The sequence below is a fragment of the Enterobacter sp. A103 genome, from assembly GCF_034427535.1.
GTDB lineage: Bacteria > Pseudomonadota > Gammaproteobacteria > Enterobacterales > Enterobacteriaceae > Enterobacter > Enterobacter asburiae_B.
Map to the genome: position 1 here is coordinate 80,881 of NZ_JAXQPQ010000009.1, position 14,488 is coordinate 95,368.

9 protein-coding genes are annotated in these 14,488 nt (G+C 57.1%); all 9 read right to left on the minus strand.

Going from position 1 to position 14,488, the window contains the following annotated elements; genetic code table 11:
* Positions 1-35 precede the first annotated feature (35 nt).
* The 9 genes from recD to thyA all read right to left on the minus strand — a co-directional run bounded on the left by recD (position 36) and on the right by thyA (position 14,487).
* Positions 36-1,856 carry an exodeoxyribonuclease V subunit alpha gene (gene recD / locus SPH27_RS19190; RefSeq protein WP_182071548.1) on the minus strand — a complete coding sequence of 607 codons (1,821 nt, stop codon included), beginning with the start codon at positions 1,854-1,856 and terminating at the stop codon, positions 36-38.
* Positions 1,853-5,395 carry an exodeoxyribonuclease V subunit beta gene (gene recB, locus SPH27_RS19195; RefSeq protein ID WP_182071547.1) on the minus strand — a complete coding sequence of 1,181 codons (3,543 nt, stop codon included), beginning with the start codon at positions 5,393-5,395 and terminating at the stop codon, positions 1,853-1,855. The genes recD and recB overlap by 4 nt, the downstream gene beginning before the upstream one ends.
* Positions 5,392-8,259, minus strand: a complete 2,868-nt coding sequence (gene ptrA / locus SPH27_RS19200) for a pitrilysin (protein WP_048979868.1) — start codon at positions 8,257-8,259, stop codon at positions 5,392-5,394. Before ptrA ends, recB begins: the two co-directional genes overlap by 4 nt.
* Positions 8,260-8,399: 140 nt before the next feature.
* Positions 8,400-11,774 (minus strand): exodeoxyribonuclease V subunit gamma, encoded by a 3,375-nt coding sequence (gene recC / locus SPH27_RS19205; RefSeq protein WP_048979867.1) that lies wholly within the window; start codon positions 11,772-11,774, stop codon positions 8,400-8,402.
* Positions 11,775-11,786: 12 nt separating this feature from the next.
* Positions 11,787-12,110 carry a prepilin-type N-terminal cleavage/methylation domain-containing protein gene (locus SPH27_RS19210; protein ID WP_023309042.1) on the minus strand — a complete coding sequence of 108 codons (324 nt, stop codon included), beginning with the start codon at positions 12,108-12,110 and terminating at the stop codon, positions 11,787-11,789.
* A complete protein-coding gene (locus tag SPH27_RS19215) occupies positions 12,095-12,496 on the minus strand; it encodes a DUF2509 family protein (RefSeq protein WP_048979866.1) in 402 nt (133 codons plus the stop codon). The genes SPH27_RS19210 and SPH27_RS19215 overlap by 16 nt, the downstream gene beginning before the upstream one ends.
* Complete coding sequence (locus tag SPH27_RS19220) at positions 12,493-13,053, minus strand: prepilin peptidase-dependent protein (RefSeq protein WP_048979865.1); 561 nt, start codon at positions 13,051-13,053, stop codon at positions 12,493-12,495. The genes SPH27_RS19215 and SPH27_RS19220 overlap by 4 nt, the downstream gene beginning before the upstream one ends.
* On the minus strand, positions 13,044-13,508 hold the full coding sequence (locus SPH27_RS19225; protein ID WP_048979875.1) for a prepilin peptidase-dependent protein: 465 nt from the start codon (positions 13,506-13,508) through the stop codon (positions 13,044-13,046). The genes SPH27_RS19220 and SPH27_RS19225 overlap by 10 nt, the downstream gene beginning before the upstream one ends.
* 184 nt (positions 13,509-13,692) lie before the next feature.
* Positions 13,693-14,487 (minus strand): thymidylate synthase, encoded by a 795-nt coding sequence (gene thyA / locus SPH27_RS19230; RefSeq protein ID WP_014885081.1) that lies wholly within the window; start codon positions 14,485-14,487, stop codon positions 13,693-13,695.
* Position 14,488: the final 1 nt, after the last annotated feature.

Genomic DNA, 14,488 nt, shown 5'->3' on the forward strand with positions numbered 1-14,488 from the left:
TGCGCGTACCCGGCCTGGATGTCTGGCGTTGTTGTTCAGAGTGACTCAAATATCGCGCCCAGCCCGCTTCGGCGTTCCGTTCGGGTGGCGATCGCCTGCACCAGCACCCGTTCATCGGCATACAGCGACAGACGCTGACGCGCGCGCGTAATGGCGGTATAGATCAGCTCGCGGGTAATGACGGGTGAAAGCTGCGTGGGCAGGATCAGCGCCGCATGGTTAAACTCGGAGCCCTGGGATTTATGCACCGTCATCGCCCAGGCGGTTTCATGCTCGGGCAAACGGCTGGGCTGGAAGGACTTCACGCTCCCGTCCGGCATCTGGAACCAGACGCGCAGGCCCTGGCCGCAGTCGAGCGCAATCCCGATATCCCCGTTAAACAATCCCAGCGCGCTGTCGTTGCGGGAGATCATCACCGGTCGCCCTTCATACCAGCGCGAGTGCTGGGTACGGTTAATTTTGCGTTTTTGCGCCAGCAGCTGTTCCAGCCTGTCGTTCAGACCCCGGACGCCAAAGGGGCCTTCCCTCAGCGCACAAAGCAGCTGGTATTCGCCAAACGCGGCAATGACCTGCTCCGGCGTACTTTGCTGTTGTACGCCCGTCAGAAAGTGCTGGTACCCCTGCTGGGCATCGTCCAGCATCGCCTGATACTCTTCCCCGTTTTGCAGCGATTTTTTCTCAATATCCGTAAAGGTACCGTCAAATACCGCTGTGGTGGTGCGCCGGTCGCCCCGGTTCACCGCCGCCGCAAGCTGGCCGATGCCGGAGTCGCTGCCGAAACGGTAGCTTTTTTGCAGCAGACACAGGCTGTCGCGCAGCGCCCCTGCAAGCGAATGGTTTTCAGACGTGAGCGAACATCCGGTGAGACGGGCTAACTCCTGCGCGCGTTCCGCGGTATATCCCAGGCTGGCATAGGTGCAGATATCCCCCAATACGGCCCCGGCCTCAACGGAGGCAAGCTGGTCGCGGTCGCCGAGGAAAATGACGCGCGCGTGCGGCGGCAGCGCATCGATCAAACGCGACATCATCGTCAGGTCAATCATCGACGCTTCATCCACGACCAGCACGTCAAGGTGCAGTGGGTTACCGGCATGATAGCGCAGACGCTGGCTACCCGGCTGTGCGCCAAGCAAACGGTGCAGCGTGCTCGCCTCATTGGGGAAAAGCGCAAGCTGATCCCCGGTTAGCGGCAGTTTTTGCAGCGCGCCGCCTAACGACTCCGTCAGACGTGCCGCCGCTTTACCGGTGGGGGCCGCCAGGCGAATACGGCACTTTTGCTCACCCGATAACTGAATCAGCGCGGCAAGCAGTTTTGCCACAGTGGTCGTTTTCCCGGTGCCCGGGCCACCAGAAATCACCGAGATCCGTCGGGTTAAGGCCACGGCTGCCGCCACTTTCTGCCAGTTTGTCTCGTCGTCAGAGGTAAACAGCGTATCCAGCGTTTGCCGGAGCTGCGCTTCATCGCAGGGAAGCGGGGCGTTGGTCTCGCTGAAGAAGCGCGCTACCGTCAGTTCGTTACGCCACAGCCGGTTAAGATACAAACGCTCGCCGACAAGGATCATCGGCGTCCCGGTATCGGCTCCGCTCACGGCAGGCGAGCCGAGTAATATCCCCTGCCAGTCCACTTCGTCACCCAGCAGCGCGAAACACGCCTGTAAAGCCGGAGGCATTTTCTCATCCACCGCCAGACGCGACAGCGGCAGACATACGTGCCCTTCCCCCGCGTCTTTGCTCAGAATGGCTGCGGCCAGCATGACGGCAGGCTCCTCGCCTGCCACCATCATGGCGAACTGCACATCCAGGTGACGCAGTAACCGTTGTTCAACCGCGTCCAGCAGTAGCGCCTGCATCGTCATGCCACCTCCTCCGTGCTTGCAGCAAACAGGTTATCCATTTTTTCAATCAGTTCCGCAGCCGGACGCGTGCTAAAGACGCCGGAACGCGGGTCGTTAGCATCCACTCCGCGCAGGAACAGGTAAATGACGCCACCAAAATGATCTTCGTAGCGGTAATCGGCCATGCGATGGCGCAGGTAACGGTGCAGCGCAAGGGTGTAAAGCTGGTACTGCAGATCGTAGCGATGCATTTGCATTGCCGAGGCCATCGCGTCCTGGGTGTAGGCTTCGCTGCTTTCACCCAGCCAGTTCGATTTGTAATCCAGCAGGTAGTAGCGCCCTTCGTGGCGGAAAACCAGGTCGATAAAGCCTTTAAGCATCCCCTGCACCTGGCGGAAATTCAGCGTCGGGCACCCGGCGGATAACGGATCGTACTCGCGGATCAGCGCATCAAGCGCCTCGGCCCTGAGCGGGCTGGCGATGGGGAGATAAAACTCCATCTCCACCTGCTTATCTTTGGCAGTCAACTGGTTCAGCGAGATCCCCTGCGTCGTGAGCGGCGCGTGCAGTACCGCGCGGATCCAGTCGGTGAGAACCGGCTGCCACTGCGCGTCGTAGCCGCCACTCTGTAACATTTTCAGCACCCACTCTTCGGAAACCGGCTGGGTAAAATCCAGCTCTTCAAACAGGCTGTGCAAAAACGTACCCGGCGAGGCGCCGCGCGGGAACTGGTGCGGCGTGAGCACCGGCTCAGCGGGTACGCTACCGGCTCCTGCGGCATCCACGTCCAGTTTTGGCATCAGATCCTGCGCAATACTCTGCCCGTGCTGCTGTAAACCGGAGTAGCTGGTGACGCGCCAGTCGTCGGCAATGGTACGTACAACCTGGCGGGCATGGAGCGCTGACTCACGCAGCTCCGGCATCTGCCAGCGGCTGTTGTCGGGCTGCGACGGAATATGCAGGGCAACATGCTCCGTGCAAAGCGATTCGATGCACTGGCGCAGGCCCACCGCATCTTTGGGTTCGCCGTGCTGAATAAGCCGCCCCAGCGCGCTCAGATGAAAATCACTCTCCCCGCTCTTTTCGCCACGGCGACGGAACAGCGGCGCAACGCCCAGGCTGCAGTGCCAGACCGAACGGGTCAGCGCCACGTAAAGCAGGCGCAGGTCTTCCGCCAGACGCTCGGCTTCGGCCAGCTCAACGCTGGACTCCGCGTTGCTGAGATCGAGCACCGCCTCAAAAGACTCGCGATCGTGGTAAAAGGCCTGATCCTGCACGCGATAATTGGCGATAAACGGCAGCCAGACCAGCGGATATTCCAGGCCTTTCGACTTGTGAATGGTGACGATCTGCACCAGATGTTTATCACTCTCTAGTCGCATCTGCTGGCTGGACGAATTACTGTTCGGATCGGCAATCTGCTGCGCCAGCCAGCGTACCAGGGCGTGTTCGCTCTCCAGCTGCGTACCGGCTTCCTGCAGCAGTTCGCTGATATGTAAAATATCGGTCAAACGGCGCTCGCCGCCTGCTGTCGCCAGCATATTCTCCGCAATGTGGCGCTGCGCCATGAGCTCACGCACCATCGCCATGACTCCACGCTTCTGCCATTTTTCGCGGTAGTGAACAAACTCTTCTACTACGGCATCCCAAGCGGCTTCGTCATTGTTGAGCGCATCAATATCCCGCGCGTTCAGCCCGAGCATCGCGCTCGCTAATGCGCTACGCAGCGTGCTTTCCCGCTCCGGGGCCAGCACGGCCTGCAGCAGCCATAGCATCTCCTGCGCTTCCAGCGTTTCAAAGACGCTGTCGCGGTTTGAGAGATAGACGGAGGGAATATTCAGTAACGTCAGGGCATCGCGGATGAGCGCGGCCTCCTGACGGCTGCGCACCAGCACCGTGATATCGGATGCCTTTACCGGGGTTGGTTTATCCCCCTTCCACAGCAGCGCTTTACCGTGCGCGCCCGCACTGAGCCAGTCGCGGATTTGCGCGGCACAGTACTGGGCCATGGCATTTTGATAGTCGGCAACGCCGCAGCCTTCCCCGTCCAGTAGCCAGAAGTTCATGGCAGGCTGCGTCTCGCCGTTGAACTCAAAGCGCAACGAGGCATTTTTCTCGGCGAACTTTACCGGCTGAAACGGGATCTCCCGGAACATAAACGCCGTATCCATGCGGCTGAAGAGCGCGTTGACGCTTTCCACCATGCCGGGAGAGGAGCGCCAGTTGGTGTCGAGCGTATAGTGCGCGTCAACCTCGCTGCGGGCTTTCATGTAGGTGAAAATATCCGCACCGCGGAAGGCGTAGATGGCCTGTTTCGGATCGCCGATTAACAACAGCGCGGTACCGGGCTGCTGGCGCCAGATACGGCGGAAAATGCGGTATTGCTGAGGGTCGGTATCCTGAAATTCGTCAATCATCGCCACCGGGAATCGGGTGCGGATCGCGGCGGCAAGCGCTTCGCCATTTTCACTGCACAGCGCAGCATCGAGGCGGCTCAGCATATCGTCAAACCCCAGTTCACCCCGGCGGCGTTTCTCACGCGCGACGGCGTCGCGAATTTCCGTCATGGCGCGGGTAATCATCAGATCGTTGAGCGTTAAGGGCTCAGCCAGCAGGGTTTCAATCGCCACAAACAGAGGATGCTCAGGCACAATGCCGTCGGCTTTGGTCCGCTCAGCCAGGAAACGTTGGGAGAATTTCTCCAGCGCATCCGGGAGCTGGTAGCCTCGCGTCTCCTCCTGCGCCCAGGCGCTGATCTTGTCGATCCATTTTCCCTGATTGCCACGGTTAAACTTGCGTCGGTCAATCCCGGAATTTTCGATGATTGCGTCAATCTCGCCAACGGACTCAATCCATTTTTGCTTGATGTCGGCAATTCTCGCGATGATTTTTTCATGCCGTGAGGCCAGGGTTTCATCCGCTGGCGGCGGGGATTTTATGACCGGCGCTTCACCCTGCAGATAACGATCGATAGCGCGCAGCAGCGCCTCCGGACCCTTCCACAGCGCATGAACCGCTTCGGCGATATCGCGCTGTAACGGGTAGCAGTGGCGACGCCAGAAATCCGCGCAGGCCTGATAGCGAAGCACGGATTCATCTTCAATGAGCTGCTGTTCAAACAGCATCCCGGATTCAAACGCATTCAGGCTCAGCATACGCTGGCAAAAACCGTGAATGGTGAAGACGGACGCTTCATCCATCTGCCGTTCAGCGAGCAATAGCCACTGGGCTGCCTGTTGCTTATCGGCAATTTCTTCCAGAAGGCTCGCGTAGAGAGGGTTATCCGTGCTCTGACGCAGACAGGCGATGCGCAGCTCGTGGATATTGCTGCGAATACGGCCCCGCAGCTCAGCGGTGGCAGCCTCGGTGAAGGTCACCACCAGCAGTTCCTCCACGCTCAAAGGACGTGGAAAAGCGGCGTTGCCGCCAAGCCCCAGCAGCAGACGCAGGTACAGAGCGGCAATGGTGAAGGTTTTTCCCGTTCCCGCTGAGGCTTCAATCAATCGTTCACCCTGCAGAGGTAAACGTAAGGGATCAAGGGACTCAGCGGTATCGGTCATTCTTTCTTACTCCAGGGCATAGATTGCTGCAGCGCGCTGACGCTCTTCCAGACTTTCCAGCCTTTCGGGTTCACGTACTCCGTTTTCCCGTTCTGGCTACCGGAAACCTGAGACAGGATGGTGATTCCCTGCGGCTTAATGACCGCCTGATGGAAGAAGTCGGCAACCTTCTGCGGCGTCAGCTGTTTTATCTCGGCCACTACTTTATCACGCGAATCAAATTTCAGATTACCGCGATCGAAATCTTTGCTCAGCTGCGAGGCTTCTTCACCCAGCGTCTGCGGCGGCTGCATCACCTGTGCGATGACGGCCTGCTGGATCTGCGCAAACTCTTCCGGCTTCATGGCGCGCAGTTTCGCTTCCACCTGCGGGAAGAAGGCCTGGTAACGCTTCCAGAGATACGCCGGCTGTTTATCGCTGCTTTGCAGCAGGAAACCCAGCCCCCACTGTCGGCCTACGTTCATGGAGAAGGCAAACACCGCGTAGCCAAGCTGCTCCTCTGTGCGTAACTGGTTGTAGAACCACGGCTGAATAATTTGCCCCAGTACGGCACTCTGCGCTGAGCTGGCGAATTCATCGTAGCCCGTTGGCACAAATACCGCGGCCAGCGCGGAATCCGTGCTGTTACCCGCCTTTTCAAAAATCACATTCTGTATTTTCTCAACCAGCACGTCCTGGTTGCGGCACCACTCGTCGCCTTTCGAACCGAGCTGAGTGCGTACATTCTCTGCCAGGGTTTTGGCCTGATCCTCACTCATGTTGCCGACGATCAGGAACTCCGGACGCGTGTTGGTTTTCAGCGCATCACGGTAAACCAGCACGTCTTTTAAGGTGATCGAAGGCAACAGCGCGCGGCGATCCTCTCGCTGGAAATAAGGAACTTGCGACAGCATTTGCGCCGGCATAAGCGCCATATCGTAAGCTTTGCCCTTCTCCGCAGAATCCATCATCTGCGCATACCACGATTTAGCCTGTTCAAGCTGCTCTTCCGTTGGCGTATAGCTGAAATAGCCCTCCAGCAGTGCCTGGAATAGCTGAGGCAAACGCTGGGTATAGCCGTTTGCATTGAGCATCAAACCGTTGTTGGCGTTGGTGGAGAAGCTGATCCCGCCCACGGCCGCCTGGTTGCTGAGCTGATCGAGCGCAATCCCGGCGAGATAGTCATTGAGCGCGAACATCACCTGATTTTTAGCGCTGTTCATCGCTTTCGGGTTACGCAGCACCACGCTGACATCGGCCTTTGGCTCGCTTGCGAAGTAGCGGCTGGGGGTGTACACCACGCGCAGCGTCGGTTCATCAACGATGAGCGCCGGGTGCGGGTAATCTTTAGTCGTTTTGGTCAGCGAGAAGTCATCCGGAATATAGGGGTTCAGCTCCGGCAGCTTCAACGCAATCTCCCCGGCCTTCTTCTGCCAGTCGGCGAAGGTCTGCGCGCTGATTTTGTCCACCTGATAAGGAGCATCGACAAAATACGCCGTCTTGTTATGCGGTTCGTTCGGGCTGATGTACCAGATGCGGGCATTCTCCGGCGTCATCATCGCCAGGCGGGCTTTTACCGCATCGGCATCATAGCGGTCGGCAATATTGACCGCATCGAGGGTGTGTTCCACCGGCACGCGGATCATGGTATCCGCCAGCCACTCAACGTAATCCATATCGCGGGTAATGGACGGGTAACGGAAATCGAGATCCAGCACGTGGGCGAGCTCATCAAAGTAGCGCTTATCGACGCCTTTCTCACGCAGTAAAGAGAGGTAGCTGAAGATCGCCGCCACCACTTCGTCACGGTTTGCCAGGCCCTTGTCGGTCAGGGTGGCGGAGATCGCCAGCACGCCGCTATTGCCGTTCACAACCGGATCGGAGTCGGCGCGAATACCTTCCACCAGCCCCTGTTTTTGCAGCCAGTCAGAAAGCGTACCCGGGCTACGGTTACCTATCAGATAGGTCACCAGCTCATCGGTTTTACTGCGAAACTGTGCGGTGTTGTTATCGATGCGGAATTCCACGCGCAGCACTTTGCGCGGCAGCGCAGGCACGTAGTGGATCACGATGCCCTTTTGCGCATCCGTGACCACCGGTACGTCTATCTGCGGCAGGTCGATATTTTTATTCGGCACCCGGCCAAACGTTTTAGCCGCCATGCCTGCCAGTTCTGGCAACGGTTTATTGCTGTAGATGACCGCTTTCATCAGGTTGGCGGAGTAGTATTTATCGCGAAACGCGTGCAGGGCATCAAGCACCGGGCTGTTCGGTTTGTCGCTTAACGTCTCAAGGTTACCGCCGGAGAAGCGCGAACCCGGGTGCGCAGGGTTGATGGTTTCGGCGCTGACCTGGGCCATGCGCATACCGTCTCGCGTGCGGGCAAGGGTCAACTCAGCATTGACGGCATTGCGTTCACGGTCGGCATATTTTTTATCCAGCAGGGGGGCGGCGATGGAATCAGCAAGGCGATCGACCGCGCCTTCCAGCGCATCATTTTCGACTTCAAGATAAAAGGCCGTGCGGTACGGTGCCGTACTGGCATTGTGGCTCCCGCCATGCATTTTCAAAAATTCGGACAGGCTATCCGGCTGCGGGTATTTTTTTGACCCCATCAGCGTCATATGTTCCAGATAGTGTGCAAGCCCAGGATGCGCGTCAGGATCTTCCAGCGATCCAACCGGCACCACTAATGCCGAGAGGGACTTCACCGCCTGCGGATCGGAAACCAGCAGCACGGTCATGCCGTTATCAAGACGAATAGCCTGATATTGACGGGTATCTTTTTCGCTTTTACGAATAGTTTCCTGAACGGGTTGCCAACCGGAGTCTGCCTGAGTGACAGGTACCCAGAGGGCGAAAAACAAAACAAACGCTTTAAACAAGGTGCTACCTCTTTATCACGGCTACATCATTAATACATTGCGTGCTGGACACGCCAACATCTCTTTATTGGGTACATCAGTCCGTGATAAGAAGTGCATCATAATTGAACACCCCACACTGCGCAATTTTTATACAGCGCTCAGGACTGATTAAATTTAAACAACGGCAGCAGGTAGCGCTGCGCCTCTTCCGTGATGGCCTCAAAGTACTCTGGCTCAAGCGTTCGCCATAAGCGCTGATACCAGACATCTTCACCTTCGCCCCGCACCATCATGTTTCCTTCGTAGGCCTGCATAAATTTACTGCGCGCTTTCTGCAGTGACGCCTCATCCGTTAACATCGCATCATTCTGTGCGTCATAACAGGCTTTTATCCAGGCCCCGCCACTTTCCGGCAACAGCAGGAGCGGTTTGTTCATTCCCTGACGGTAGCCCTCAATGTACAAAGACAGATACCGTAACGCCTGCTCAGACTCCATCGGCGGGAAGCGCCATTCGCCCTCTTTGCGCACGAAAATCCGACTTTCACCTTTATGACCATCCGCACTGTAGACAAGATGTTCCAGCCAGAGTTGCAAACCCTGTGAAACGCTCAGTATAGAAGGCCGCCAGCGCAGCAGCCCGTCCGGCTGAACCTGGGTTAACCAGCCCGTAAGCTGTACACCATTGCAGTTGAGATCGATTTCAATGCTTTTCCCTGGCTGTCGGCACGCTCTTACGCGCTCTGCCAGGGCGGTCATCTCCTGACACTGCGCCTCCCACACAATTTCTCCGAACGCCCCATAGGGCAGCTGTCCTGCAGCACGGTAGCGGCGGTAAAGTTTGTCCGCATCTTCCTCTTCAACCAGCGCATTCAACAGCTGCAGGTTTAACTGGTAGCGCTCCAGCCCTTCCAGCGTAAAAGGCTCTGCATCAGGAATTTCACTCTCTTCAGAACGGAAGTTGACCTGCAATCGCTGCTGGAAGAAGGCGCGCACCGGATGCGCCCAAAACCGCTGAAGCTGTTCGAAGGTCAGGGTATCGACAGGGCGCGGGTCAAGCTCCTGAATGAAATCGGTATGCGCACTCCCCTCCTTTTTCGCCGCCGGTAGCCACTCCTGCGCATAGCTCTGGCGCTCGCTGGGCGTGTAGTTCACCGGGTCAAACGGCATGCGGCTGTGGAAACAGGTGATATGGGCTTTCACCCTCATCTCGCTTTCATCGCAGTTGCGCTCTTCATCCCCCGTCAGATAGTGACTCTGGCCGATATAGTCCACCAGCTCCTGCACCAGAACGGAGGGAAAACGCTCGCTGTTGTCCTGAATGGAACGGCCGATATAGCTAATATAGAGCTTACTCTGGGCGGAAATGAGCGCCTCAAGGAAGAGGTAGCGGTCATCATCGCGGCGGCTACGGTCGCCCCGCTTTGGATTTGCGCTCATCAAATCGAACCCCAGCGGCGCCAGCGCGCGCGGATAAACGCCGTCGTTCATGCCAAGCAGACAGACCACTTTAAACGGGATAGAACGCATTGGCATCAGGGTGCAGATATTGATGGGGCCTGCCAGGAAACGCTGGCTGATTCGCTCCTGGTCAAGCCGCTGCGTTAGCTCATCCCTCAACAGCGACAGTGGGATTGCATCCTGATAGTGGGAATTCACGCCTTCATCGACGATCGCCTGCCACTGCGTTTCAATCAGTGCCATTGCCGCTTCGGTGTCACTGTCTGGCAGGAAGAAATCATTAAGCAATGCCCTGCAAACCGGGAGCCACGCTTCAAGCGGACGCGGCTGCATCAGTTCGTGTCGCCAGCGGTTAAGCTGCATCAGGAGTGACGCTAAATGCCCCACCAGTTCAGCAATTAACCCGCTGGACTCATCGTAAGGCAGCACCTCATTCCACTCGCCCTGGCTGCTCTCCATGGCGTAGCCCAGCAGCATACGCGTCAGGCCAAAACGCCACGTGTGCTGCCCGGTTGGAGGAAGTTCGAACTCCTGAACGTTATCGTCATCGATCCCCCAGCGTACGCCAGATTCATTCACCCACTGGCGAAGGTAGCGCAGCCCCTCTTCATTGATGTTGAAGCGTGCAGCCAGCACGGGAACATCCAGTAACGCCAGGACATCTTCGGAGATAAAGCGGCTATCCGGCAGTGAAAGCAGAGTGATAAAGGCCTGCAGTGCCGGATGCGACTGACGGGCACGACGGTCAGAGATAGCGTAAGGCAGATATCGCTCGCCCGTCGCACTGCCAAAAACGGCCTGAATGAAGGGACTGTAGCTGTCGATATCCGCCACCATCACCACAATATCGCGTGGCGTCAGTTCGGGATCGTCATGCAGCATCGCCAGCAACTGGTCGTGAAGCACTTCGACCTCACGCTGAGGGCTATGGCAAACATGGATCGTGATGCTGCGATCGTCAGCATCCAGCTTGCGCTTGCTGTCGCTGCGTTCGAATTCTTTCGCCGTCACGCCCATCACGGCACGGTTTTCCAGATCGAGGATATCCAGCTGAATATGATGCAGCAGGCTATCCGGGGCAATATCGACAAAGGCATCCACGTCACCTTCGCCTGATGAAGTGATGTCTGAAAGCATGTGAATGTAGTCACGCCCCAGCTTCCCCCACGAGGCAAGCAGTGGATTGGGCAGGTTCTGGATACCGTCTTCATCAAAAAGCTGCCCGGCAGTCGAGCCGTCTTTAAACAGCGGGACGGAACGTTCTTCAAAAAGGCGCTTTCGTTGGCGAGTCACCAGCCGCGCAAGCCAACGTTCGTCGAGGATATCCCCCCAATACTGTCGGCAAGGGTTGGTGAACAAAATATGAATATCAATATGTTTACCCAGCGCGTTCAACGCCTTCAGATAAACAGGCGGTAATGCGGATATCCCGCAGATAAAAACGCGTGACGGCAGTCGGGCCGGGCGCTCCGACGCATTCTCGAGTATGGAGATAAACCGATCGTACAGGTTGGCACGGTGCCACTTAGGCTGCCCAAGTTTCTCCGTATGCTCTACCAGCGCTTTCCACAGCGGTGCCTGCCATATTTGCGCCTCCGGTAGCCCTTCAACCAACTCGCCCGCTTCCCAACGAATTAACCAGTCAGAACGGTAAACAAGGTATTGATCGTAGAGATCGGCGGTGCGCGACGCCAGCTGGAACAGCTTGCGCTTATCGGTATCATCATTGAGGTAGTGGCGCAGCATGGCGAATTCATCGTGCTGCAGCATTTCCGGCAGCAGCGCCATGAGCTTCCAGCTCATGCCTTGCTTGTTGAAGGCGCTCTGCTCCGGGATGTCCGGCAACACGCGCACAAACATCTCCCAGATAAAGCTCGCGGGCAGCGGGAAATCAATATTTGCGGCTATGCCAAATTTACGGGAAAGCGACATTTGCAGCCACTGTGCCATACCGGTGCTCTGCACCAGCACCATTTCAGGCTCAAAAGGATCGTCAAGCCGCTCGCGCTCAACGATAAATTCCATCAGCGCTTCCAGCACATCCAGACGATTTGAGTGGTAGACCCTTAACATAGACGCTCCCGACTACTGGCTAACCGGGCAATGCAGGCGCGTTATCTCACCGCGCCGCCCCAGAGGAGAAATAAGTGTGACCGTGATGCTGACACATCCTGCGTGCGTTGTCTGCCCCCGACTGGCCTGCCAGCCAGCCGGGAGAACATTTGTTGAGAGCTGAGACTGATTCCAGGCATGATGCCAGAGCTGTCGATACTGGTTAAACAGGGTAAACCGAGCCGCCAACGCCCGATGATAACCGGACAAAGCCGTCACGACGATCACCAGCAGCATCATCGCCAGCAGTACCTCAACCATGCTAAACCCTTTTTCTCTGTTCACGGCAGCTGGCATAACGCGCTCTCCTTAAGGGGACAAAAATCACTCCAGCCGTGAGGCGAAAAGCGAACGTTCCCGTCGACAATCTCTCCTGAGCGCCAGAGCAGCAGGTCGCTGTCTCCGGCAATCAGCAGCACACGCGCCCCACTCAGCTGGCGCAAACACGCTCGCCACGCAGGAGTCTTCTTGCACTGAACCTGTGGCTCTGACGACCAGCTCTGAACTCGTCCCCACTCAAGCGCGGACTGCACCGTCGCCTGCTGCTGAAGCGAACGGCTCTCACCGCCGACGAGCGCGCTAAACGTTGTGAGCTGCTGATAGAGACCGGTGAGGATCAGGGTACCGAGCACCAGTAAAAGCAGAACCATCGCCAGCGAAGACATGCCGCGTTGACGATTCACAGGTTGTACCCCGTGACCGTATACAACGCCTGCCAGGGCTCCCCCTTCTCGCCTTTACGAATCGCCGCCAGTTCGATATTCACCTCTGGCGCAAAACCGGCATGTTCCACTGTCCTCACCACAAAATGCGCGATAGTAAGCCTGTCCGGGTCCGTGAGCTTTTCCCATCCTTTTCCTTCACATGAGGTCGCTCCACGCTGGGTTTCAAGCGCACCAGACTCCAGTCGAAAACCGGTGCTGTCATTTTCTGATGCGCTGTTATCCCAGCTGCCGTTACTGTTGGCATCCCACCGCACAATGACGCAACTTCCTTGCCTGGCTGTCACCAGCGCCTGTCCCTGACAGTTTCCCGCGCAGTACCCCGCACGCTGGAGCTGTTTGCCCAGGGCGAACAGGTGGTGCCAGACCTCTTCCTCCAGTTGTCTCTGGCCGGATTGCGCTAAGACCGCACGCTGCAAGCCGGGTAAAAAACGCGATGCGCTTATCAGCAGGAGGCTGCTAATCGCCGTGGCAATCAGAACTTCAGTCAGTGAGAAACCTCGCTGCTTCATCGACATGAACCTCCCGCAGAGACCTTACACATCCTGATGCGTCCTCCATTTGAGACAATAATCAGCCATTCTCCTGCACGACTTTGAACGCGTATCCGCCCTGCCCATGCCGTATCCTTTAATCCATAGAACGCGAGCGACGGCGTTACCTCGCCGATCGCGACCTCAGGCCAGAGTGGTATCAGCACAAAGGGATTGCCCTTCTCACAGCCTTGCGCGGCAGAGCTCAGCAGACAATCCATGCCTCCCATCCGCTGATGGGTAATTTGATGGTCGCGGTTGTAGCGGTTGGCATGATTGCGCAGAAACAGCAGGTAATCTCGTACCTGACTGGCGGTTTGCCACAGCCGCTGCTGCCGCTGCCAGCTGTCCCAGCCGTAAAGACCTGAGGCGCTGAGGATAACGACAAGTGAAATCGCGACCAGCGTTTCGATAAGCGTAAAACCGTTCTCTTTTTTCATATCGGGAGTGTGGCGAAGCGCGGTGAACATGACGAGCGACGGATCCTCGTTTTACGAGGCGTTATCCGGAGAATCAGGAGTGTTGCAGCGCGTTGCACGCTTTCTGGATAGCGCTTAGGGAAACGGGATAAAGCCGAAAAAAAACCGGCGCTAAACAGCACCGGTTGTGTCACGATTTATCGCATCAGATAGCGACGGGCGCTTTGATGCCCGGATGCGGGTCATAACCCTCAATCTCGAAATCATCAAAGCGATAGTCGAAGATTGATGCCGGTTTGCGTTTGATAATCAGCTTCGGCAGAGCACGCGGTTCGCGGGTCAGCTGGAGATGCGTCTGTTCCATATGGTTGCTGTAAAGATGGGTATCACCACCGGTCCAGACAAAATCGCCCACTTCCAGATCGCACTGCTGCGCCATCATGTGGACCAACAGCGCATAGCTGGCAATGTTAAACGGCAGGCCGAGGAACACGTCACAGGAGCGCTGATAGAGCTGGCAGGAGAGCTTGCCGTCAGCGACATAGAACTGGAAGAACGCGTGGCAAGGTGCCAGCGCCATTTTATCCAGTTCGCCGACGTTCCAGGCGGAAACGATGATTCGGCGCGAGTCCGGATCGTTTTTCAGCTGGTTCATCACGGTGGTGATCTGGTCAATATGGCGGCCATCAGGCGTTGGCCAGGCGCGCCACTGCTTGCCGTAAACCGGGCCCAGGTTGCCATTTTCATCTGCCCATTCGTCCCAGATTGAGACGTTATTTTCGTGCAGATACGCAACGTTGGTATCGCCTTGCAGGAACCAGAGCAGTTCATGAATGATCGAGCGCAGATGGCAGCGCTTTGTCGTCACCAGTGGGAAGCCTTCTTGCAGGTTGAAGCGCATCTGGTGGCCAAAAATGGAGAGCGTACCGGTGCCGGTGCGGTCGTTTTTCGGCGTGCCCTCGTCGAGCACTTTTTTCATCAATTCAAGATACTGTTTCATG

Excerpts from the sequence above, each read along its gene's own strand:
- recD (WP_182071548.1), bottom strand. The coding sequence starts at position 1,856 with ATGACGATGCAGGCGCTACTGCTGGACGCGGTTGAACAACGGTTACTG.
- recB (WP_182071547.1), bottom strand. The coding sequence starts at position 5,395 with ATGACCGATACCGCTGAGTCCCTTGATCCCTTACGTTTACCTCTGCAG.
- recC (WP_048979867.1), bottom strand. The coding sequence starts at position 11,774 with ATGTTAAGGGTCTACCACTCAAATCGTCTGGATGTGCTGGAAGCGCTG.
- SPH27_RS19210 (WP_023309042.1), bottom strand. The coding sequence starts at position 12,110 with ATGCCAGCTGCCGTGAACAGAGAAAAAGGGTTTAGCATGGTTGAGGTA.
- SPH27_RS19220 (WP_048979865.1), bottom strand. The coding sequence starts at position 13,053 with ATGTCGATGAAGCAGCGAGGTTTCTCACTGACTGAAGTTCTGATTGCC.
- SPH27_RS19225 (WP_048979875.1), bottom strand. The coding sequence starts at position 13,508 with ATGAAAAAAGAGAACGGTTTTACGCTTATCGAAACGCTGGTCGCGATT.
- thyA (WP_014885081.1), bottom strand. The coding sequence starts at position 14,487 with ATGAAACAGTATCTTGAATTGATGAAAAAAGTGCTCGACGAGGGCACG.